We start from the raw sequence: 21,994 nt of genomic DNA, 5'->3' as shown, positions 1-21,994 counted from the left end.
TCTGTGGAGCTGTGGTGCTGGTGGAGCTGCCCCGCGGGCGGGGGTGAACCGCTAGGCGCCGTGGGCGAGTTCCCAGGGCTGCAGTTCCGAGGCGGAGTTGAGGGCCCACTCCGCTCCGGTGAGGCCGTTGCGGACGGCGACGTACTGCTTGCCCTGCCACAGCGGGAGCACCGGCACCTCGTCGGCGATGATGTCCTGGGCCTGCTGGAAGTACTGGTTGGCCGACTCGCGCGCGGCCGTCTGGCGGGACTGCGGGAGCAGTTCGCCGCTGATCTTGTTGTTGCGGTAGGGCGAGTGGAGGAAGTTGTCCTTGCCGATGAACGGCGCGATGAAGTTGTCGGGGTCCGGGAAGTCGGGGAACCAGCCCATGCCGTAGACGGCGTACTTGCCCTTGGCGGCCTCGGGGCGGAAGTCCGCCCACTTGACGCCCTGGACCTTGGCGTCGAACAGGCCGCTGTCGTTCAACTGCTTCTGCAGCACCTTGAACGCCTTCTCGGTGGCCTCACCGTAGTGGTCCGTGGTGTAGGTGAGGGTGACCGGTACCGGCGAGGTGATGCCGGCGCCCTGCAGCAGGGTGCGGGCCTTGCTCGCGCTGGGGTCCTGGTACCGGTTGGAGAAGGAGTTCTGGTGCCCGCCGATGCCGGAGGGCACCAGCGAGTACAGGGGGTCGTCGGCGCGGTTGTAGGCGTCGCGGGTGAGCGCCTGGCGGTCGACGACCTGCGCCATGGCCTGGCGCACCGCCTTGTTCTTCACCGTGGGGTCGTCGGTGTTGAAGGCGAGGTAGCTGATCTCGGCGCCCGGGTTCTCCAGGAGCCGTACGCCGCTGGGCGGGTTGTCGCGCAGCCTGCTGATCTGCTCGGGCAGCATGGTGCGGTTCATGAGGTCGATGTCGCCGCCCTCGAGCGCCTTCTCCATCGACGCCGAGTCGTCGTAGAAGCGCATCTCGACCTTGTCGTTCTGCAGCTCCACCGACCCGTGGTAGTCGGGGTTCCTGGTGAGGACGGCCTTGGTGACGCGGTCGTCCTTGACGTCGGTGCTCAGCGTGTACGGGCCGGAGCCCACGACCTTGAAGCCGTCGCCGAGGCCGTCCTTCTTGTACGCCTGGTGGTCGACGATCGAGCCGGCCGGGGTGGCGATCTTCTGCGGGAAGGTGGCGTCGGGCGACTTGAGGTGGAAGACGACCTCACGGTCGGTGGGGGTCTCCACCTTGTCGATGTTGCTCAGCAGGGAGGCCGGGCCGTTCTCGAAGTTGATCGCCGTCACGCGGTCGAAGGAGAACTTCACGTCCGCGGAGGTGAGCGGGTGCCCGTTGGAGAACTTCAGGCCCGCGCGCAGGGTGCACCGGTACTGCTCGTTGTTGCGGTCGCCGAAGCTGCACGTCTCGGCGGCGTCTCCGACCGGGGTGGCGCCCGAGCGGGGCAGCCGCATCAGGGTCTGGAAGGTGCTGTGCAGGACGTTCCAGGCGCCGATGTCGTACGCGGCCGCGGGGTCGAGGGGCGCGGGTGCGTCGGTGGTCTCCTCGAACCGGTCCGTGGTGCCGATGACGACGGCCTTGCCCGTACCGGATCCGCTGCTGCCGCCACAGGCGGCGAGGGCGGGGGCCAGCAGGGCTGCCACGGCCGGCAGCACCAAGGTCTTGCGGTTCATTGTGCGGGGTTCTCCCTGTGGTGCGTCAGTTCCCGGAAGAGATTAGTCCGGACCGCCACGGCCCCCGGAACACGGCGAAGTTGATGCGATATCACACCGTGATAACAGTCGACGACGGACCGATATCCGGACGCGGGAATCTTCCACGCACTCGGTGATCAATCGGGACACAAGGGTGCGCTTCCGCTCGCGCGGGAGCGCTTCCCCACCCCGTGCGGCCACCCCCGGACCCCCGCGCCCGGTGACGAACGTCACTCCGCCCCGCCGCGGGGCACCCGGTGGAATTCGGCCGCCGCATTCGGCGCGGAAAACCGGTCCTCCGACGCCCAGCGTTTCCGTCCTCTTACACCCCGTAATTCGGGCCCGGGATCAGACGCTGCAGAAATGAAAGATCGACTTCCTCCAGCGAGCCCACCACCGTGCGCCCGGCGGCCGGCGGGATGGGCGCGACCGAGGGCACGGCCACCACCCGGCAGCCCGCGGCCTCGGCGGCCGTCACGCCCGTCAGGGTGTCCTCCACCACCGCACAGCGCGCCGGGTCCGCCCCGAGCCGGGCCGCGGCCAGCAGATACGGGTCCGGGTGGGGCTTGGTCCGGGTCAGCTCGTCCCCCGCGACCGTCAGCGCGAAGTGCTCCGGGCCGAGGGTGTGCAGCACCCGGTCGATGATCTGCCGGTGCGAGGCCGAGACCAGCGCCGTGGGCACCGAGTGCGCGGCCAGCTCGGCGAGCAGCCGCCGGGCGCCGGGCATCAGCGGCACGCCCCCGCCGATCATCTCGGCGAAGCGGGTGTTCAGCAGCACCGTCAGCTCGGCCAGGGCGATCCTGGCGCCCGTGGCCTTGATCAGGAAGGAGGCGCTGCGCGTCATCGGCCCGCCGACGACGACCTCGCGGTACTCCTCCAGGAGCTGGTGGCCGAGCTCGGCGAAGACCGCGACCTCGACCTCCCACCAGAATCCCTCGGTGTCGACGAGGGTTCCGTCCATGTCGAGCAGGACCGCCTGCAGGGCCGGACCCGTGGACTGACGGCTGTCGACCGCCGGGATGCTGCTGGTCATCGGCGCACCTCCTGAAGGGACGAGAAGGCCGGTCCGCACGGTCCCCTGCGGGACGGCGGACCGGCCTCCACCGGGCCGACAAGTGTACGTCCGTTCAGCACGGCACGTCGCGTCGATATCCGGGGCCTACGGGCCGTACGGGCCGCACGGTCAGTCCGAGGCCTCCGGGCCGGGCCCCTCGGTGCGGTCCTCCGTGCGGTCCTCGGCCCGGTCCTCCGGCCGGTCCGCGCGGTCGGCACGGTCCTCCTCGCCCTCCTCCTTCGCCTGCGGCTTCGGCGGGCGGGTGCGGCCGCCGGCCGTGTCCCGCAGGTACGAGCCGTCCCGGCCGCCCCCGTCGATCCCCGGCTCGGCGGCCAGGCCGCCCGGCTGCGGGTCGCGGCGGCGCAGGTAGCGCTCGAACTCGCGGGCGATGGCCTCGCCGGAGGCCTCCGGCAGGTCCGCGGTGTCCCGGGCCTCCTCCAGCGACTGCACGTACTCCGCGACCTCGCTGTCCTCGGCCGCCAGCTGGTCCACGCCCAGCTGCCAGGCCCGGGCGTCCTCCGGCAGCTCGCCCAGCGGGATGCGCAGGTCGATCAGGTCCTCCAGGCGGTTGAGCAGCGCCAGGGTGGCCTTCGGGTTGGGCGGCTGGGAGACGTAGTGCGGCACGGCCGCCCACAGGCTGACCGCGGGGACGCCCGCGTGCGTGCAGGCCTCCTGGAGGATGCCCACGATGCCGGTCGGGCCCTCGTAGCGGGACTCCTCCAGATCCATGGTCCGGGCCAGGTCGGGGTCGGAGGTGACCCCGCTGACCGGGACGGGTCTGGTGTGCGGGGTGTCGCCGAGCAGCGAGCCCAGCACCACGACCAGCTCCACGCCCAGCTCGTGGGCGAAGCCCAGGATCTCGTTGCAGAACGAGCGCCAGCGCATGCTCGGCTCGATGCCGCGGACCAGGACGAGATCGCGCGGGGCGGGGCCCGGGGTGCGCACCACGGAGAGCCGGGTGGTGGGCCAGGTGATCTTGCGTACCCCGCCGTCCAGCCACACCGTGGGGCGGTTGACCTGGAAGTCGTAGTAGTCCTCCGCGTCCAGCGCGGCGAAGACCTCGCCCTTCCACTCCCGGTCCAGGTGCGCGACCGCACTGGACGCGGCGTCACCCGCGTCGTTCCAGCCCTCGAAGGCACAGATCATGACCGGGTCGATCAGCTCGGGTACCCCCTCAAGCTCGATCACCCAGCGCCTCCTTCCGACCGGGGCGGATCTCCGTCACCGCCGCCGGCTGCCGTTCCGTGCAGTTGACTTGCTCAGTCCCCCAAGCCTACGGCCTTCCCGGCCCCCGTTCGCAGCCCTTGTCGGGCAGTTGATTGCACGGTGCAGGGTCATTCGCGGTCGCCCCATCCTTCGCGGTAGGCGCGCCAGTCGTCCGCGGTGGCGGCGAAGTCCACGTAGAGGGCCACCCCGAAGGCCTGCCGCCCGCGGTCCTGCCGGGTCAGCCCGAGCCGGGCGCCGCGCACGGCGGCGTCGGCGGTCTCGGCCGTGCTGTTGTGGCCCAGGTTGTCCGAGTGGTAGAAGGGCAGGCCCATCAGCAGGTCCGTGGTGCTCGGCGTCACCTGCAGGGCGAGGGCCGTCTGCCGGGCGACGTAACCGCCGTAGAGGCTCTCCCACGGCAGTGCGGTGTCGTACGACATCACGGCGATCTGGTCCGTCCGCCGGGCCACCTGTCCGAAGTAGTGCTGCGTCCACCACTTCGGGCTGCCCAGCGTCTTCGCCGCGCGGTGCATCGAGGGCAGCGGGTCGATCTGCTGGGCGGCCACCGACAGCACCCCGCCGCCCGCGCGCACCGCCGGGTGCAGGGCGTCCAGCAGCGCGAGGTAGCCGGTGTCGCCGGTGCGCACCGGCTCGACGTCCAGGTGCACCCCGTCGAAGCCGACCCGCAGCACCTGCCGGGCGCTGGTCACCACGGCGTCGCGGGTCGCGGGTGCGTCCAGCCGCAGTCCCCCGCCGCCCCCGCGCACCACCACGTCGCCCAGCCAGGCCTGGACGCGCACGCCGGGCAGGTCGCGGTGGACCGCGTCGATCAGCCACCGGGCGCCCGCGTAGTCCCGGGCGGGCAGGGTGCCGTCGTGCTCCAGCGGGCCGGCGTGCAGATAGAGGTCGCGGATGCCGGTGCCGGCAACGCGCTGTTCCAACTGCGCGAGGTCCGCGGCGGAGTGCCGGCCGTCCACCCAGGCGTGCCCGAGCCACAGGGCGTCCCGCCCCCGGCTGACGGCGTCCTTCGCGGGCACCCCGGCGTACGCGGCCCGCAGCATGCCGGCCGTCACCACGACGGGTACCAGCAGCAGTGCGGTCAGCACGACGGCGGCCCGCGCCAGCAGGCGCCGCGACGGGCGCAGTCGGCGCAGATCCGGCCTCTTCATGGCGTCCCCCTCCCTACGGGTGACGGGAGAACAGGCGTTCCGGTTGCGCCCCGAAGGGGCGCGGGGCTGTGTCGATATGCGGCTCCGCCGCGTGGGCGCGACCAGCCCCCACCGGCCTGCAGCCGACGCACCACCCCTGACGGGGCGCACGCCCGAGGGGAGGGGCACCGCCCGGTGCCCCTCCCCTCGTCGGCGATCCGCAGGATCAGCCCTTGTCGTGCAGCACGTCCTTCACGCGCGCGCGGACGTCCTCGGTGTCCAGGCCGCGGATGGTCAGCGTGGTGCGGCGGCGCAGCACGTCGTCGACCGTCTCGGCCCACTCGTGGTCGCGGGCGTAGACGACCTGGGCCCAGATCTCCGGGCCGTCGGGGTGGATCCGCTCGCCGAGCTCGGGGTTCTCGTTGACCATGCGGGCGATGTCGAAGGACAGCGAGCCGTAGTGCGTGGCCAGGTGACGGGCAGTCAGCGGGTCCATGCGGCTGCCGGGCTCGCGGTCGACCAGCAGGCGGTGGGCGACGGCGTTGGGGTTGGCGACACCGGGCAGCGGGGTGCGGCGGACCAGGCTGGAGACGGGCTCCATGTCCTCGGTCAGCGGGCTGCCGGGCACCTTGGCCAGCTTGGCCATCACCGTGCGGCCGATGTGGCGGTAGGTGGTCCACTTGCCGCCGGCGACGGACAGCATGCCGCCCTTGCCCTCGCTGACGACCGTCTCGCGCTTGGCCTGGGCGACGTCGCCCGGGCCGCCGGGCAGCACGCGCAGGCCGGCGAAGGCGTAGGTCATCAGGGAGCGGTCGAGGTCGGCGTCCTGGATGGAGAACGCGGCCTCGTCCAGGATCTGCTGGATGTCGGCCTCGGTGGCGCTGACGTCCGCCGGGTCGCCCTCGTACTGGGTGTCGGTGGTGCCCAGCAGGAGCTGGTCCTCCCAGGGCAGGGCGAAGGTGATGCGGTACTTGTCGATCGGGGTGGCCATGGCAGCCTTCCACGGCGACTTGCGCTTCATCACGATGTGCGCGCCCTTGGAGAGGCGGATGGAGGGGGCCGCGCCCTTGTCCTCCATCTTGCGCAGGTGGTCGACCCACGGGCCGGTGGCGTTGAGCACCACGCGGGCGTCGACACCGAACTCGGTGCCGTCCGTGCGGTCCTTGAGCTCGGCACCGGAGACCTTGCCGTGGGTGAAGCGCAGGCCGGTGACCTCGGCGTGGTTGAGGACGACCGCGCCGGACTCGACGGCGGCGCGGACGGTCATGACCGCCACGCGGGAGTCGTTCATCTGGTGGTCGTAGTAGACCGCCACGGCCTTGAGGTTGTCCGTGCGCAGACCGGGGTTGTCGGCCTTGGCGCGGGCCGGGGTGATCACCTTGCCGACGCCGTCGCCGAAGGCGGACAGCGCGGAGTAGGCGAAGACGCCGGCGCCCAGCTTGGCGGCGCCGACCGGGCCGCCCTTGTAGACCGGCAGGTAGAAGGTGAGCGGGTTGACCAGGTGCGGGGCCACGTCCTTGGCCAGCACCCGGCGCTCGTGGTGGTTCTCCGCGACCAGCTTGACGGCACCGGTCTGCAGGTAGCGCAGACCGCCGTGGACGAGCTTGGAGGAGGCGGAGGAGGTGGCGCCGGCGAAGTCGCCGGCGTCCACCATGGCGACCCGCAGACCGGCCTGCGCTGCGTGCCAGGCCACCGAGGTGCCCAGAATGCCGCCACCGATCACCAGGAGGTCGTACGTCGCCTTCGACAGCCGGTCCCGGGTCTCTGCGCGGCCCGGGTTGGCACCGGCGGCCGGGTGCGTTCCCAGGGTCGGAACGCTCTGCGGGGTTGTCATGATTACTCCTCGTCCTCGATCCAGCCCATGGTCCGCTCGACGGCCTTGAGCCAGGACTTGTACTCGCGGTCACGCGTGTCCGCGTCCATGCGGGGGGTCCACTCGGCGGCCCGGCGCCAGTTGGCGCGCAGCGCGTCGGTGTCCGGCCAGAAGCCGACGGCCAGGCCGGCGGCGTAGGCAGCGCCGAGGCAGGTGGTCTCGGCGACCATCGGGCGCACCACGGGGGCGTCCAGGAAGTCCGAGAGCGTCTGCATCAGCAAGTTGTTGGAGGTCATGCCGCCGTCGACCTTGAGCGCGGTCAGCTCGACGCCGGAGTCCTTGGTCATGGCGTCGGTGATCTCGCGGGTCTGCCAGGCGGTGGCCTCGAGCACGGCGCGGGCGATGTGCGCCTTGGTGACGTAGCGGGTCAGGCCCGCGATGACACCGCGCGCGTCGGAGCGCCAGTAGGGGGCGAACAGGCCGGAGAAGGCCGGCACGAAGTAGGCGCCGCCGTTGTCCTCGACGGAGCTGGCGAGCGTCTCGATCTCGGCGGCGCTCTTGATCAGGCCCATCTGGTCGCGCATCCACTGCACGAGGGAGCCGGTGACGGCGATGGAGCCCTCGAGGGCGTAGACCGGCTTCTGGTCGCCGATGCGGTAACCGACCGTCGTCAGCAGGCCGTTGTAGGACTGGACGGGCTCGTCGCCGGTGTTCATCAGCATGAACGTGCCGGTGCCGTAGGTGGACTTGGCCTCGCCCTGGTCGAAGCAGGTCTGGCCGAAAAGGGCCGCCTGCTGGTCGCCGAGCGCGGAGGCGACGGGAACGCCGGCCAGGGCGCCGCCCTTGGCGGTGCCGTAGACCTCGGCGGAGGAGCGGATCTCCGGCAGCACGGCTGCCGGGATCTCCATGGAGGACAGGATGCGCTCGTCCCAGGCCAGGGAGCGCAGGTTCATCAGCATGGTGCGCGAGGCGTTGGTGACGTCGGTGACGTGCACACCGCCGTCGACACCACCGGTGAGGTTCCAGATGACCCAGGAGTCCATGGTGCCGAAGAGGATGTCGCCGCGCTCCGCGCGCTCGCGCAGGCCCTCGACGTTGTCCAGCAGCCAGCGGACCTTGGGGCCGGAGAAGTAGGAGGCCAGCGGGAGGCCGGTCTCGCGGCGGAAGCGGTCCTGGCCGACGTTGCGGCCGAGCTCCTTGCACAGGCCGTCGGTGCGGGTGTCCTGCCAGACGATGGCGTTGTGGACGGGCTCACCGGTGTTCTTGTCCCACATCAGCGTGGTCTCACGCTGGTTGGTGATGCCGATGGCCTTGACGTCGGCGGCGGTGATGCCCGCCTTCTCGACGGCGCCGGCGACGACCTCCTGGACGTTGCGCCAGATCTCCGCGGCGTCGTGCTCGACCCAGCCCGGCTTCGGGAAGATCTGCTCGTGCTCCTTCTGATCGACGGAGACGATGCGGCCGTCGCGGTCGAAGACGATGCAGCGGGAGGAGGTGGTGCCCTGGTCGATCGCCGCGATGAACGGGCCGTGACCGTGGCTGTCGGTGGTGCTCATTGGTGTCTGCTCCTGGGGGTCTGAAGGTCTCGGCGGGTGCGTCAGAACGCGAGCTGGTGGATGCCTGCGGCGAGGGCGCCGCCGACGATCGGGCCGACGACGGGGATCCAGGCGTAGCTCCAGTCGGAGCCGCCCTTGTTCGGCAGCGGCAGCAGCGCGTGCACGATGCGGGGACCGAGGTCACGGGCGGGGTTGATCGCGTAACCGGTGGGACCGCCGAGCGAGAGGCCGATGCCGACGACCACGAGGGCGACCATCAGCGTGCCGGTGCCGCTCGTGGCCAGGCCCTTGGTGAGGCCCATGGTGAGGATGAAGAGCACCAGCACCGTGGTGGCGATGATCTCGGTCACCAGGTTCTGCACGACATTGCGGACCTCGGGGCCCGTCGAGAAGATGCCCAGCACCGGGCCGGCCTGCGGCTCGGCGGTCTGGTCGACCATGCCCTCGTGGGGGTTGAGGCTGCCGACGATCTCGTCGTCGGTCAGGTGCGCCTTGAACTGCCCGTGGTAGGCGAGCCACACCAGCGTGGCGCCGATCATCGCGCCCAGCATCTGGGAGCCGATATAGAGGGGCACGTCGCTCCACTTGACCTGGCCGTCGACGGCCAGGCCGATGGTGACGGCCGGGTTCAGGTGCGCACCGGACTTGCTGCCGATGTAGGCACCGGCCAGCACGGCGAAGCCCCACCCGAAGGTGATGGCCAGCCAGCCCGCGTTCTGTGCCTTGGAACGCTTCAGAGTGACGGCGGCGCAGACGCCGCCGCCGAGCAGAATCAATACCGCGGTACCGATGGTCTCACCGGTGAAGATGTCGGAGCTGGACACCCGCGACTCCTTTGTCCTTCGTCCAGGGGAAGGCGAACCCCGGGTCCATCCGGTGGTCCGCACCCTCCGAGAGGGTGGTGATCGGTCCCGTGGCACTGCACACCATAGCGAATATGTCGGTAGGTGTTCGACAATGCCGACCGATGAACGGCAGTTTTCTGGACGGTTAAGGGCACGTCAAGGGAGGTGTGACGGGAAACTCTCGGCCAGCTGGCCGGAAATCTACGTTCGGATACCGACCGGTAACGAGGGGGTCTCGGGAGGCCCTCCGAGAGCCCCGCCGGGAGCCTCCGGAAGCGCCCCCGGAAGGGCCCCTCAGAAGCGTCCGGCGCCCAGATCGCGGGAGACGGCCCGCGCACAGTCACGCACCGCGGCGACCAGCCGCGCCCTGAGTTCACCGTCTTCGCATACCCGCTCCACGGCCCCCGTGATCCCCACGGCACCGACCGGCATCCGCCGCCGGTCGTGGATCGGCGCGGCCACCGAGGCCACCCCGGCCCAGGTCTCCTCCACGTCCGCCGCCCAGCCGCGCGCCCGGGTCAGGTCCAGCACGCCCTCCAGATCGGGCATGGCGGTCACGGTCTGCGGGGTGAAGGCCTCCCGCTCGGCCTCGGCCAGCTCGGCGTGCGCCACCGGGTCGTAGGCGCACAGCACCTTGCCCAGGGCGGTGCTGTGCAGCGGCTGCATCGCGCCGACCTCCAGCACCTGGCGGCTGTCGTCGGGACGGAAGACGTGGTGGATGATCAGCACGCCCTGCTGGTGGAGCACGCCCAGATAGACGCTCTCGCCGCTGGAGCGGGCCAGGTCGTCGGCCCAGACCAGGGCGCGCGCCCGCAGCTCGTGCACGTCCAGGTAGCTGTTGCCGAGCCGGAGCAGCTCGGCGCCCAGCTGGTAGCGGCCGGAGGCGGGGTCCTGCTCGACGAAGCCCTCCTGCTGGAGGGTGCGCAGGATGCCGTGCGCCGTACCCTTGGCCAGTCCCAGTGCGGAGGCCACGTCGGACAGGCCCAGCCGCCGCTCGCCGCCCGCGAGCAGCCGCAGCATCGCCGCTGCGCGTTCGAGCGACTGGATGGTCCGTGCCATCGGGGAAACCTCCTCCACCAGCATGCCGTTCGGCATTGCTGAACACTATCGGCCGATGCCGACCAAGAGGTAGCGGACAGCGACGTGATCATGATCGCGGAGCCGGTTCCTCCGGGTGGCCCCGGACGTCGACCGGAACACCGACCGGAACATCAACCAGAACACCAACCGGAACGTCAAGCTCCGGCATAGCGCCGGGATAGCGCGGCTGTAGCGCCCTGTCCACAGCATGGAATGCCCTCGGCTTCCCGCCTCCCCTGCAGCTACGCTTGCGGCGTGCGCCCTCTGCAGGAGAGCGCAAAGCCGACAGCCGTCGCACACCCGGGAGCATCCCCATGGCCTCGCATACGCCATCGTCCGTCCGTGTCCCCCGAGCCGAGCAGTTGCGCGAGGCCCTCGCCACCCGAGTGGTGGTGGCCGACGGTGCGATGGGCACGATGCTCCAGGCGCAGGATCCGTCGCTCGACGACTTCCAGCAGCTCGAAGGCTGCAACGAGATCCTCAACGTCACCCGCCCCGACATCGTGCGCTCGGTGCACGAGGCCTACTTCGCGGTGGGCGTGGACTGCGTGGAGACCAACACCTTCGGCGCCAACCACGCGGCGCTGGGCGAGTACGAGATCCCGGACCGTGTCTTCGAGTTGTCCGAGGCCGGTGCGCGGATCGCCCGCGAGGTGGCGGACGACTTCACCGCCGCCGACGGCCGCACCCGCTGGGTGCTGGGCTCCGTCGGCCCGGGCACCAAGCTGCCGACGCTGGGCCACGCCCCCTTCACCACGCTGCGCGACGCCTACCAGCAGAACGTCGAGGGCCTGGTGGCCGGCGGCGCTGATGCGATCCTGGTGGAGACCACCCAGGACCTGCTGCAGACCAAGGCCTCGGTCATCGGCGCCCGGCGCGCCATGGCGGCGGCGGGCGCCGACCTGCCGCTGCTGGTGCAGGTGACGGTGGAGACGACGGGCACGATGCTGCTCGGCTCGGAGATCGGCGCGGCGCTCACGGCGCTGGAGCCGCTGGGCATCGACATGATCGGCCTCAACTGCGCGACCGGCCCGGCCGAGATGAGCGAGCACCTGCGCTACCTCTCGCGGCACGCCCGCACCCGTGTCTCGGCGATGCCGAACGCCGGTCTGCCGGTGCTGGGCAAGGACGGTGCGCACTACCCGCTCTCCCCGGCCGAGTTGGCGGACGCGCACGAGACGTTCGTGAGGGAGTACGGGCTGTCGCTGGTGGGCGGCTGCTGCGGTACGACGCCGGAGCACCTGCGCCAGGTCGTCGAGCGGGTGCGCGGCCTGAACCCGGCCGAGCGCAGCCCGCGGCCCGAGCCCGGCGCCTCCTCCCTCTACCAGACCGTGCCCTTCCGCCAGGACACCTCGTACCTGGCGATCGGTGAACGCACCAACGCCAACGGCTCGAAGAAGTTCCGCGAGGCCATGCTGGACGGCCGCTGGGACGACTGCGTGGAGATGGCCCGCGAGCAGATCCGCGAGGGCGCCCACCTGCTGGACGTGTGCGTGGACTACGTCGGCCGCGACGGCGTGGCCGACATGGCCGAGATCGCCGGCCGCTTCGCCACCGCCTCCACCCTGCCGATCGTGCTGGACTCCACGGAGCCCGCGGTCATCCAGGCGGGTCTGGAGAAGCTGGGCGGCCGCGCCGTGATCAACTCCGTCAACTACGAGGACGGCGACGGCCCCGACTCCCGCTTCGCGCGCATCACCCGCCTCGCGGTCGAGCACGGCGCGGCGCTGATCGCCCTGACCATCGACGAGGACGGGCAGGCCCGTACGCCCGAGCACAAGGTGGCGGTCGCGGAGCGGCTGATCACGGACCTGACGGGCAACTGGGGCGTGCACGAGTCGGACATCATCGTCGACTGCCTCACCTTCACCATCGCCACCGGCCAGGAGGAGTCCCGCAAGGACGGCATCGCCACCATCGAGGCCATCCGCGAACTCAAGCGCCGCCACCCGGACGTCCAGACGACGCTGGGCCTGTCGAACATCTCCTTCGGCCTCAACCCGGCCGCCCGCATGGTCCTCAACTCGGTCTTCCTCAACGAGTGCGTCGAGGCCGGCCTGGACTCCGCGATCGTGCACGCGAGCAAGATCCTGCCGATCGCCCGTCTGGAGGACGAGCAGCGCGAGGTCGCCCTGGACCTCATCTACGACCGGCGCCGCGAGGGCTACGACCCGTTGCAGCGGTTCCTGGAGCTCTTCGAGGGCGTGGACACCAAGTCCATGAAGGCCGGCAAAGCGGAGGAGCTGGCCGCGCTCCCGCTGGACGAGCGCCTGCAGCGGCGCATCATCGACGGCGAGAAGAACGGCCTGGAAGCCGACCTCGACGCGGCGCTGGCCGAACGTCCGGCGCTCGACATCGTCAACGACACGCTGCTGGCGGGGATGAAGGTCGTCGGCGAGCTCTTCGGCTCCGGCCAGATGCAGCTGCCGTTCGTGCTGCAGTCCGCCGAGGTCATGAAGTCGGCCGTGGCCTACCTCGAACCGCACATGGAGAAGAGCGACGCGGAGGGCAAGGGCACGATCGTGCTGGCCACCGTCCGCGGCGACGTCCACGACATCGGCAAGAACCTCGTGGACATCATCCTCTCCAACAACGGCTACAACGTGGTCAACCTGGGCATCAAGCAGCCGGTCTCGGCGATCCTGGAAGCTGCGGAGGAGCACAGGGCCGACGTCATCGGCATGTCCGGGCTGCTGGTGAAATCCACCGTGATCATGAAGGAGAACCTGGAGGAGCTCAACCAGCGCAAGCTGGCCGCCACCTACCCGGTGATCCTGGGCGGCGCCGCGCTCACGCGCGCGTACGTCGAGCAGGACCTGCACGAGATCTACGAGGGCGAAGTCCGTTACGCGCGCGACGCGTTCGAGGGTCTGCACCTGATGGACGCGCTCATCGCGGTGAAGCGGGGCGTTCCGGGAGCCACGCTCCCGGAACTGAAGCAACGCCGGGTGCCGAAGCGGGAGACGGCGGCGGTGGTGGAGGCGGACGAGCCGGAGGGCTCGGTCCGCTCGGACGTGGCCACGGACAACCGTGTTCCCGAACCGCCCTTCTGGGGCACGCGCGTGGTGAAGGGCATCCAGCTGAAGGAGTACGCCTCCTGGCTGGACGAGGGCGCACTGTTCAAGGGCCAGTGGGGCCTGAAGCAGTCGCGTACGGGCGGGCCGACCTACGAGGAGCTGGTGGAGTCCGAGGGCCGCCCGCGCCTGCGCGGCCTCCTGGACAGGCTCCAGACCGAGAACCTGCTGGAAGCGGCCGTCGTCTACGGCTACTTCCCGTGCGTGAGCAAGGGCGACGACCTCATCCTGCTGCACGAGGACGGCACCGAGCGCACCCGCTTCACGTTCCCGCGGCAGCGGCGCGGCCGACGCCTGTGCCTGGCGGACTTCTTCCGCCCGGAGGAGTCGGGCGAGACGGATGTGGTCGGCCTGCAGGTCGTGACGGTGGGATCGAGGATCGGCGAGGAGACGGCGAGACTGTTCGCCTCCGACTCCTACCGCGACTACCTCGAACTGCACGGCCTGTCCGTCCAGTTGGCGGAAGCGCTGGCCGAGTACTGGCACGCACGCGTCCGCGCCGAACTCGGCTTCGCGGGCGAGGACCCGGCGGACGTGGAAGACATGTTCGCGCTGAAGTACCGGGGCGCCCGCTTCTCGCTGGGGTACGGGGCGTGCCCCGACCTGGAGGACCGCGCGAAGATCGCCGACCTGCTCCAGCCGGAGCGGATCGGGGTGCAGCTGTCGGAGGAGTTCCAGTTGCATCCGGAGCAGTCGACGGATGCGATCGTGATTCACCACCCGGAGGCGAAGTACTTCAACGCGCGGTGAGGCGGCGTTGACCGGCCGGGGTCCGGGGGCGGTGCCCCCGGACGGCGGCCTCACGGGCGGACCGTGAGGCCGTCCAGGGTGAGGTCGAGCAGGCGCTCTGCCTGCTGTCGGTGTTCAGCACCCGCCGAGGTGAGGGCGATGCCTTCCAGGGCGGCGCCGATGTCGGTGGGCTGGATGTCCGTACGGATCGCCCCGGCGGCCGTGCAGGCGTCCATGAGTGAGGTGATGGCGGCCTGGATCATCTCCCGGCTGTGACCATAAGGGTTGCTTCCCGTCGCGGCGATGGCACGCAGGGCGTCGATCATGCCGTATTTGGCGGTGACGTAGTCCAGGAACAGGCGTGTCCATGCGCGCAGGGCCTCTGCCGGCGGCTTCTGCGCGAGCAGAGCGGGGGCGGCATCGCACAGGCGGGACACCTCGTTGCGGTAGACCGCCTCGATCAGGGCCTCCCGGGTGGGGAAGTTGCGGTACAGGGTCGCACTGCCCACGCCCGCCTCCTTGGCGATGCGTTCCAGGTGCGCGTCCAGCCCCTCCGCCGTGAACACACGTGCAGCGGCCGTGAGGATCTTCTCCCTGTTCCGCCGTGCGTCAGCCCGCAACTCGCCATCCCCTCATCGAAACCCTCCGGACTTGCTAACCGGAGGCGCCCCCACTTAACGTGAACCAACCGGGGACGCCTCCGGTTTCACTGTAGGTCGCGGCACCGACCTGCGCACATCCCGGGAGAGGAAGCCGTTCATGTCGGGCATCCAGGGCAAAGTCATCGCGATCACAGGCGCCAGCAGCGGCATCGGTGAGGCGACCGCGACCTACCTCGCCGAAAGGGGCGCCCAACTCGTGCTCGGAGCCCGGCGCGAGGACCGGCTGAACGCTGTCGTGGACGGCATCACGGCGAAGGGCGGCACCGCCGTCGGCGTCGTCGTCGACGTCACGTGCCGCGAAGACCTCCAGCGCCTGACGGACACGGCCCTCGACCGGTACGGCCGGCTCGACGTCCTCGTCTCCAATGCGGGCACGATGGCCGTCTCGCCGTTCGACGACCTGCGCCAGGACGACTGGGACGCCATGGTCTCCACCCACATCACCGGCCTTCTCAACGGCATCGGCGCAGCCCTGCCCGTCTTCCGCCGGCAGCGCTTCGGCCAGTTCGTCAACGTCGGCTCCACTGCGGCCTACGTCGTCAAGACCCCGCAGGCGGTCTACGCGGCCACCAAGACGACGGTGAAGGTGCTCACCGAGGGCCTGCGCCAGGAATCGGGACCCGACCTGCGCGTCACCCTCGTCTCGCCCGGCTTCACCCATACCGAGGGCGTCGGCAAGGGGGCCAGCCCCGAGGCAGCGGCCGCGATGACCCGACAGCGCGACGAGATCGCCATGCCGCCCTCGGCGGTCGCCTCCGCCATCGGCTACGCCATCGAACAGCCCGACGGCGTCGATGTCAGTGAGATCGTCGTCCGTCCTACGGTGCAGGCCTGATCGCAGCTGCCCGGGAAGGTGGTGGTGGGCACCGAGGTTGATGACGGGGGGCGGCGGCCGCCGCCTCCCTGGCACGCTGGTGATTGCCAGAAGGAGGTGACGGACCCATGGGCGTCGCCCATCAGAACGGCGAGCCGTGGACGCTGGACGATGTCCTGGCCTTGCCGGAGGACACCAGTCAGCGGGTTGAGCTTGTAGGGCGAGCGCTGATGACGAGTCCTGCGCCGGGGAGGCCCCACCAGCGGGCGTCGTACCGGTTTCACGTGCTGCTGGAGCGGGCGGCCGAAATTGCTGACGCCCCGGTCGAGTTGTTCGAGGGGATCAACGTCATCGTCCCGGACGGGCTGCTCATCCCCGACCTGGTCGTCCTGGATGCCGCTGCCGACCCCGATGGGGGCAACGGTGGAGCACCCTCACCTCTCCCGACGACCTCGTCGAAGCGATCCGAGCCGCCCGGGCGGAGCCGGATGAGACGGCGGACCGGCCCCGCCTCACACCCCGTCCACCAACTGCGCCACCCCCTTCCCCACCGACCAGTCGATGCGCTCGTTCTCGACGAGTGTGATGACCACGTCCTCGGGGCGGATGCCCGCATCCGCCCCCAGGTTCGCGACGATCCGGCGGTACAGCTCCTTCTTCCGCTCCTCCGTGCGGCCCCGCACAAGCGTGATCTGGACGAAGACGACATCCTGCCGCTCCACGCCCATGTAGTGCCGGTCGAAGACCAGTTCACCGTCACCGTGCGTGCTGATGATCTGGAACCGGTCGTCGTCGGGGATCCCTATCGCCGCAACGAGCGCGCGGTGCACGCCGTCTGCGATGGCCTGCAGTACGGCCGCCGGCTTGTCGGAGCGCGCGTCGATCCTTACGAGGGGCATGGCAACCTCCATTGTTCGAGAGATCACGTACAACGCGCCCGGCTGCCAAGATCTTCCCTCAATCCTCCAGCACCACCGTGAACCCCCGATCCGTCGGCAGCGCAGCCGTCTTGACGTGCGCGACCCCGCCCCGGTCATCCGCGTCGTACCACCAGCCCTGCGACGCGCTCGCAAAGGCCTCCGGCGACTCCAGGCGCGGCAGTACGCACCCGTCCAGCGTCACCGCGTCCGGTCCCGCACCCATGTGCACCGTGAACTCGTACGGGCGTTCCGTCTGCTTGCCCCGGAACTCGCCCTTCGACGCGCCCACATGGAGCGTCGTGTCACCGTCGCCCCGCTCCCCCGGCCCGCGGACCGTCAGCGTCTGCTGCGCGTACGCGCCCGCGCGGTGGGCGCGCGTCACGCCGTCGTCCTCGTACAGCGTGAAGGAGGACTTCCCCTTCGACGGGTAGACGTCCCACGCCAGCGGCGACGCCGCCGTGCGGTCGCGGTACGACCTGATGCCCGGCCACATCGGCACGTTCGCACCGGACTTCACGAACAACGGCAGCGTGTCCAGCGGGGCCCGGTAGCCGTTCACCACGGTCGGGCCCTCGTACGTGCGGCCCGTCCAGTAGTCGGTCCAGGTGCCCCGCGGCAAGTAGATGCCGTCACGCACCTCCTTGTCCTCGTACACCGGTGCCACCAGGAAGTACTCCCCCGCCAGGAACTCGTACTTCGCCGCGTCCGACGCCGCCTTCGCGTCGTGCGGGTACTCCAGGGCCAGCGGCCGCACCGGGCCCACGCCCGTGTGCGCCGCCTGCGCCGCGTACGTGTACATGTACGGCAGCAGCGCTTCCTTCAGCTTCAGGTACTTGCGGTTGATGGACGTGTACGGATCGCCGTAGCGCCACGGCTGCTTGTCGCTCGGCGCCCAGCCGTCCATCGTCATCACCGACGGGAGGAACGTCTTCCACTGCAGGTCGCGGACATACGTCTTCGGGCTGCCGGCGAAGATGCCGTCCACGTCACCCGTCGTGTACGCCAGGCCCGACATCGTCGCCCCCGCATACGTGGGGATCTGCCAACGGATGTAGTCCCACGAGCCCTTCTGGTCACCCGACCACTGCACCCCGCACCGCTGTGCCCCCGACCAGCTCTCCGGCGCCCACGTGAAGCCACGGGCGTCGCTGTTGTCCTCGATGCCCTTGTACGCGTCCTTGCAACCGTCCAGCGCGAACTTGTAGCCGTCGCCGACCCACGCCACATCCAGCTTGGCCACCCGCTGGCCGGACTTCACCTGGTCGGCCAGTTTCGTCAGGCCGTCCTCGGTCCACAGGCCCATCGCCGCCTTGCGGTCGCCCAGGCCCTTGTCGGCCTCGCCCAGGTTCTCGTAGCCGCAGCCGTAGCCGTCGTTGACGAGCATCCAGCCCAACGGCATGTCGGCGGCCTTGTAGCCGTCGGCCACCTTCAGGGCGTCCAGCGTGTGCCGTTCACCGCGGTTCTTGTTGTGCAGGTAGCAGTCCGAGTCGCCGATCTCCAGGCCGTAGAGCGGTGGCAGGAAGGGCCGTCCGGTCAGCTTCGTGTACTGGCCGATGACCTCCTTCGGCGTCCTGCCCGCGAAGTAGTAGGCGTCGAAACGGTGTTCCTTCTCCGTCGTCGTCACCGGGTCGGTGAAGGCGTACGTGCCCGGTGCGTATGTGTTGCGGAAGACTCCGTATCCCGCCGACGACAGGTAGAACGGCACCGAGTTGGGGTGGCCGCCGTCGTCCCAGTTGTAGTCGACGCCCGCCTCCACCGTCTTGCCCCGGTGCGAGGTGTTGCCGCGGCCGTTCTGCATGCCTGCGCCGTAGAACTGTTCGTCCGCGCCGCGTGCGAGCGTCTGGGTGGTGCTGTCCTTGTCCCACGTCAGACCCTTGGTCTCCGACCACACGCGCGTGCCGTCCGCGCGGTACAGCGCGAAGCGCAGCGGTGCCTTGTACGCGCGCAGGGTGACCGCCGACGTGGACAGTTCGTAGCGGTCGCCCTTCTCCTTCCAGCGGGTGCGGGGCGGTGCACCCTGCGGCAGCACGATGTCCTTGCCCGTGGGGTCGGTGAAGGTGCCGTCCGGCGCGAGTTCGACCCGGAAGGTGTCCGGGGAGACGAAGGTGACCCGGGCCGCCGCCCGGCCCGCCGTCAGCCGGTAGGCCGCCGAGCTCTCGGCCTCGAAGCCCGTGACGTCACCCACCGTCGTGCGCTCCGGCGGGTCCGGCGGGCCGGCGTGCGCACTGCCCGCCGGGCCGGCCGCCGCGGCCGCCAGGCCGAGCAGGGTGCCTGCCACCACTGCCCTCAGTCGTCTGCGAAGTCTGCGTGTTGTCATGCTCGCGTGCATAGTGCGCCCGGCACCCCGACGACCATGGACTCGCGTCACACGCTCCTGGACTTTCCCGCACATGCGTCCGGGACGCCCCTGCACAGCAGAGAGCGCCCCGGAAAGCAGTTCAGTCGGCTACAGCGCCACGCCCAGCAGCGCGTCCACGGCCCGCGAGACCAGGCCGGGCGCACCCGGGTCCGTCCCGCCGTCCGCGGCCTGGGCCGCGGCCCAGCGGTCGACGGCGGCCAGGGCGGCCGGGGCGTCCAGGTCGTCGGCGAGGGCCTCGCGGATCTCCTCGACGAGCGCGTCCGCGGACGGGCCGTCGGGGCGCGAGACGGCGGCGCGCCAGCGGTCCAGGCGCTCCACGGCCTCGTCGAGGACCGAGTCCGTCCACTCCCAGTCGGCGCGGTAGTGGTGGGCCAGCAGGGTGAGGCGGACGGCGGCCGGGTCGACGCCGTCGCGGCGCAGCTTGGAGACGAAGACCAGGTTGCCCTTGGACTTGGACATCTTCGCGCCGTCGAGGGCGACCATGCCGGCGTGCACATAGGTCTTGGCGAAGGGGTGCTCGCCGGTGAGCGCCTGCGCGTGCGAGGCGCCCATCTCGTGGTGCGGGAAGATCAGGTCGGAGCCGCCGCCCTGCACGTCGAAGCCCATGCCCAGGTGGTCCAGGGCGATGGCGACGCACTCGATGTGCCAGCCGGGCCGGCCCGGGCCGAGCGAGGCGCCGTCCCAGCTGGGCTCGCCCGGGCGGGCGGCCATCCACAGCATCGGGTCGACGGGGTTCTTCTTGCCGGGGCGCTCCGGGTCGCCGCCGCGCTCGGCGGACAGCAGCCGCATCGCCTCGGCGTCGAGGTGGGAGACGCCGCCGAAGGACGGGTCGGAGGCGACGGAGAAGTAGATGTCGCCGTCGAGCTCGTAGGCGGCACCGGCGTCGCGCAGCCGCTCCACCAGGGGAACGATCTTCGGTATCGACTCCACGGCGCCCACGTAGTGCTGCGGGGGCAGCATCCGCAGGGCGGTCATGTCCTCGCGGAAGAGGGCCGTCTCGCGCTCGGCGAGGGCCGTCCAGTCCTCACCGTCGCGCACGGCCCGCTCCAGCAGCGGGTCGTCCACGTCGGTGACGTTCTGGACGTAGTGAACCTGCCGCTTGGTGTCGAGCCACACGCGCTGCACGAGGTCGAACGCGTTGTAGGTTGCCGCGTGCCCCATGTGGGTGGCGTCGTACGGCGTGATGCCGCAGACGTAGATACGGGCGACGGGACCGGGGGCGAGGGTCACCCGTCCGCCGGTCGCGGTGTCGTGGATCCTGAGGTCGCGGCCACTGCCAGGCAGGGCGGGCACCTCGGAAGCGGGCCAGGCATGCATGCCCCGAGCGTAACCGGACGCGGCTTCCGGATACGAACCGGATCCGGTGGTTGGCCGAACCGGCCCTCTTGCGGCAGTTGAACACTGCCGCTAGTTGAACGCGCCTTGAACGTGGGCGACGGTCACCACGGCGCCCCCGTCAGGGGCGCGGGGAACTGCGCGACCGGCCACGACGCGCCCGCAGTCGAAGTCCCCGGGGCTTCGCCCCGACCCCGGGGTGGTGCGTCGGCTGCAGGCCGTCGGTGGCTGATCGCGCAGTTCCCCGCGCCCCTGACGGGGCGCTACTGGTCGCGCCCACGCGGTGGAGCCGCATATGTCCCTTCGGGGCGCTCACACCGGCGGCCAAGGGATCGCGGGCCACTGTCCGCTCGGCTCGCGGTGCCGTCCCGTGCGCAGGAGCTCCGCGACCCGCTCCCGGAGGGCGTCGATCTCGGCCGGGGTGATCAGCTCCGCCAGCCGCCCGGCCAGGGGGCTCCCCTCGGCCAGATCGGCCGAAAGCCGTCGCAGCGCCTCCACCGCCTCCTCCGGCAGCGGCTCCCCCGCCCAGCCCCACAGCAGGGTGCGCAGCTTGTCGTCCGCGTTGAAGGTCACACCGTGGTCGATGGCGTAGAGCCGGCCGTCGGCGGCGGGCAGCAGGTGACCGCCCTTGCGGTCACCGTTGTTGATGACGGCGTCGAGCACGGCCAGGCGGCGCAGCCGCTCGTCGTCCGCGTGCACGAGCAGCGCCGTGCGGTCCTCGCCGACGTCCGCGTAGCCCACGGCCTTCCAGCCGGGCCCGGGCTCCTCCCCCTCGACGAGGGCGAGCAGCGCGGGCTCGTCCGCCTCCCCGTCGGAGGACCCGTCGGAGGCCTCTATCCACAGCTGGCACATGCCCGGCCCGTACGGCCCGTCCCGCAGCACGGTGGGCGGGACCAGGCCCCAGCCCATGGCCTCGGAGAGCTCGTACGCGGCGACTTCGCGCTGGGCCAGCGTCCCGTCCGGGAAATCCCAGAGCGGCTGTTCCCCCGCGACCGGCTTGTAGACGCAGGCGGCGCTGTGGCCCGCGTACTCGACCGTGCAGTACAGGACCGCGTTCGAGGCCCCGCGCACCTGCCCACGCACCGTCAGCTCGCCCTTGGAGAGCAGCTCGTGCGGGGTCACGCTCCGCGGCGGTATCCGTTCTGGCGCGGGCATACGTGTCCCTCCGGGTCGAGCGGCAGGCTGCACAACGGGCACGGCGGGCGGCCGGCGTTGACGACTTCCAGGGCGCGCTTGGCGAAGGACCGGGCCATGGTCCCGGTGATGCGTACGCGCAGCATCGGCGGCCCGTTCAGCTCGTCCTGCAGCAGCCGCTCCTCGGCCTCGGCGAGGTCCTCGTCGGTGTCGGCGTCCAGCTCGACGAGGGCCTGCGCCTCGACGACCATGCGCTCGCTCTCGCCGTCCCAGGCGAGGGCCATCGTGCCGACCCGGAACTCCTCGTCGACGGGGGTCTGCAGGGGAGCCGCGTCGGCGAGCTCCGCGGGGGCCACGGCGGGTACGGGGGCGCTGCCCCCGGTGCGCCGGACCACTTCGTCCAGCAGCTCGTCGATGCGCTCGGCGAGCGCCTCCACCTGGGCCTTCTCCAGGGCTACGGTGGTGACCCGGCCGGCCGCGCTGGCCTGGAGGAAGAAAGTGCGGCGGCCCGGCAGCCCGACCGTACCGGCGATGAAGCGGTCCGGCGGGTCATAGAGGAACACCTGACGGGACAACGTCCTGCTCCATGGGGTTCGGTGG

The 21,994-nt window shown here is 70.8% G+C and carries 16 protein-coding genes; 2 read left to right on the top strand and 14 right to left on the bottom strand.

Annotation, left to right across the window (positions count from 1 at the left end):
* Positions 1 to 51: 51 nt before the first annotated feature.
* The 8 genes from ACMATS_RS30260 to ACMATS_RS30225 all read right to left on the bottom strand — a co-directional run bounded on the left by ACMATS_RS30260 (position 52) and on the right by ACMATS_RS30225 (position 10,346).
* Positions 52 to 1,647, bottom strand: coding sequence for an ABC transporter substrate-binding protein (locus tag ACMATS_RS30260; protein WP_391154210.1), 1,596 nt, complete (start codon positions 1,645 to 1,647; stop codon positions 52 to 54).
* 343 nt (positions 1,648 to 1,990) lie between these two features.
* Positions 1,991 to 2,701 (bottom strand): HAD family hydrolase, encoded by a 711-nt coding sequence (locus tag ACMATS_RS30255; RefSeq protein ID WP_390778948.1) that lies wholly within the window; start codon positions 2,699 to 2,701, stop codon positions 1,991 to 1,993.
* A 150-nt stretch (positions 2,702 to 2,851) separates the two neighbouring features.
* Complete coding sequence (locus tag ACMATS_RS30250; RefSeq protein ID WP_390778947.1) at positions 2,852 to 3,910, bottom strand: PAC2 family protein; 1,059 nt, start codon at positions 3,908 to 3,910, stop codon at positions 2,852 to 2,854.
* A 146-nt stretch (positions 3,911 to 4,056) separates the two neighbouring features.
* A complete protein-coding gene (locus tag ACMATS_RS30245) occupies positions 4,057 to 5,094 on the bottom strand; it encodes a hypothetical protein (RefSeq protein ID WP_414169696.1) in 1,038 nt (345 codons plus the stop codon).
* Between the two features lie 205 nt (positions 5,095 to 5,299).
* Positions 5,300 to 6,907, bottom strand: a complete 1,608-nt coding sequence (locus ACMATS_RS30240) for a glycerol-3-phosphate dehydrogenase/oxidase (protein WP_390778945.1) — start codon at positions 6,905 to 6,907, stop codon at positions 5,300 to 5,302.
* Between the two features lie 2 nt (positions 6,908 to 6,909).
* Entirely contained in the window at positions 6,910 to 8,442 is a 1,533-nt protein-coding gene (gene glpK, locus ACMATS_RS30235; RefSeq protein ID WP_390778944.1) for a glycerol kinase GlpK, read from the bottom strand.
* Between the two features lie 41 nt (positions 8,443 to 8,483).
* Positions 8,484 to 9,266 carry an MIP/aquaporin family protein gene (locus ACMATS_RS30230; protein WP_336415760.1) on the bottom strand — a complete coding sequence of 261 codons (783 nt, stop codon included), beginning with the start codon at positions 9,264 to 9,266 and terminating at the stop codon, positions 8,484 to 8,486.
* 315 nt (positions 9,267 to 9,581) lie between these two features.
* The gene (locus ACMATS_RS30225; protein ID WP_336415761.1) at positions 9,582 to 10,346 is read right to left on the bottom strand and encodes an IclR family transcriptional regulator; all 765 of its coding nucleotides are present in this window, start codon (positions 10,344 to 10,346) and stop codon (positions 9,582 to 9,584) included.
* Between the two features lie 335 nt (positions 10,347 to 10,681).
* On the opposite strand from ACMATS_RS30225, the gene metH reads away from it, so the two are divergent.
* Positions 10,682 to 14,191: a methionine synthase gene (gene metH / locus ACMATS_RS30220; RefSeq protein WP_414169695.1), complete on the top strand. Its 3,510-nt coding sequence runs from the start codon at positions 10,682 to 10,684 to the stop codon at positions 14,189 to 14,191.
* 50 nt (positions 14,192 to 14,241) lie between these two features.
* Here the strand turns inward: metH and ACMATS_RS30215 are convergent, their stop codons facing one another.
* The gene (locus tag ACMATS_RS30215; protein WP_390778942.1) at positions 14,242 to 14,790 is read right to left on the bottom strand and encodes a TetR/AcrR family transcriptional regulator; all 549 of its coding nucleotides are present in this window, start codon (positions 14,788 to 14,790) and stop codon (positions 14,242 to 14,244) included.
* 139 nt (positions 14,791 to 14,929) lie between these two features.
* Here ACMATS_RS30215 and ACMATS_RS30210 point away from each other — a divergent pair, with 139 nt between their 5' ends.
* Positions 14,930 to 15,667: an SDR family oxidoreductase gene (locus tag ACMATS_RS30210; protein ID WP_414169694.1), complete on the top strand. Its 738-nt coding sequence runs from the start codon at positions 14,930 to 14,932 to the stop codon at positions 15,665 to 15,667.
* A 491-nt stretch (positions 15,668 to 16,158) separates the two neighbouring features.
* On the opposite strand, the gene ACMATS_RS30205 is transcribed toward ACMATS_RS30210, so the two are convergent.
* The 5 genes from ACMATS_RS30205 to ACMATS_RS30185 form a co-directional block, all read right to left on the bottom strand.
* Positions 16,159 to 16,545, bottom strand: coding sequence for a tautomerase family protein (locus tag ACMATS_RS30205; protein WP_390778939.1), 387 nt, complete (start codon positions 16,543 to 16,545; stop codon positions 16,159 to 16,161).
* Between the two features lie 58 nt (positions 16,546 to 16,603).
* On the bottom strand, positions 16,604 to 18,883 hold the full coding sequence (locus tag ACMATS_RS30200; protein ID WP_414169693.1) for a TIM-barrel domain-containing protein: 2,280 nt from the start codon (positions 18,881 to 18,883) through the stop codon (positions 16,604 to 16,606).
* Positions 18,884 to 19,012: 129 nt separating this feature from the next.
* Entirely contained in the window at positions 19,013 to 20,242 is a 1,230-nt protein-coding gene (gene mshC / locus ACMATS_RS30195; protein WP_336415765.1) for a cysteine--1-D-myo-inosityl 2-amino-2-deoxy-alpha-D-glucopyranoside ligase, read from the bottom strand.
* Positions 20,243 to 20,572: 330 nt separating this feature from the next.
* Positions 20,573 to 21,415: an SCO1664 family protein gene (locus tag ACMATS_RS30190; RefSeq protein ID WP_390778937.1), complete on the bottom strand. Its 843-nt coding sequence runs from the start codon at positions 21,413 to 21,415 to the stop codon at positions 20,573 to 20,575.
* Positions 21,379 to 21,969, bottom strand: coding sequence for a DUF3090 domain-containing protein (locus ACMATS_RS30185; protein WP_336415767.1), 591 nt, complete (start codon positions 21,967 to 21,969; stop codon positions 21,379 to 21,381). The genes ACMATS_RS30190 and ACMATS_RS30185 overlap by 37 nt, the downstream gene beginning before the upstream one ends.
* Between the last annotated feature and the right edge of the window lie 25 nt (positions 21,970 to 21,994).

The sequence above is a fragment of the Streptoverticillium reticulum genome, assembly GCF_047456005.1.
In the GTDB taxonomy this organism is placed as follows: domain Bacteria; phylum Actinomycetota; class Actinomycetes; order Streptomycetales; family Streptomycetaceae; genus Streptomyces; species Streptomyces reticulum.
The sequence above is the reverse complement of the archived record's forward strand: the minus strand, read 5'-3'. Positions and strand labels throughout refer to the sequence as shown.

Coding starts and splice junctions, on each gene's coding strand:
- ACMATS_RS30260 (WP_391154210.1), bottom strand. CDS start 1,647: ATGAACCGCAAGACCTTGGTGCTGCCGGCCGTGGCAGCCCTGCTGGCC.
- ACMATS_RS30255 (WP_390778948.1), bottom strand. CDS start 2,701: ATGACCAGCAGCATCCCGGCGGTCGACAGCCGTCAGTCCACGGGTCCG.
- ACMATS_RS30245 (WP_414169696.1), bottom strand. CDS start 5,094: ATGAAGAGGCCGGATCTGCGCCGACTGCGCCCGTCGCGGCGCCTGCTG.
- ACMATS_RS30240 (WP_390778945.1), bottom strand. CDS start 6,907: ATGACAACCCCGCAGAGCGTTCCGACCCTGGGAACGCACCCGGCCGCC.
- glpK (WP_390778944.1), bottom strand. CDS start 8,442: ATGAGCACCACCGACAGCCACGGTCACGGCCCGTTCATCGCGGCGATC.
- ACMATS_RS30225 (WP_336415761.1), bottom strand. CDS start 10,346: ATGGCACGGACCATCCAGTCGCTCGAACGCGCAGCGGCGATGCTGCGG.
- metH (WP_414169695.1), top strand. CDS start 10,682: ATGGCCTCGCATACGCCATCGTCCGTCCGTGTCCCCCGAGCCGAGCAG.
- ACMATS_RS30210 (WP_414169694.1), top strand. CDS start 14,930: ATGTCGGGCATCCAGGGCAAAGTCATCGCGATCACAGGCGCCAGCAGC.
- ACMATS_RS30205 (WP_390778939.1), bottom strand. CDS start 16,545: ATGCCCCTCGTAAGGATCGACGCGCGCTCCGACAAGCCGGCGGCCGTA.
- ACMATS_RS30200 (WP_414169693.1), bottom strand. CDS start 18,883: ATGACAACACGCAGACTTCGCAGACGACTGAGGGCAGTGGTGGCAGGC.
- mshC (WP_336415765.1), bottom strand. CDS start 20,242: ATGCATGCCTGGCCCGCTTCCGAGGTGCCCGCCCTGCCTGGCAGTGGC.
- ACMATS_RS30190 (WP_390778937.1), bottom strand. CDS start 21,415: ATGCCCGCGCCAGAACGGATACCGCCGCGGAGCGTGACCCCGCACGAG.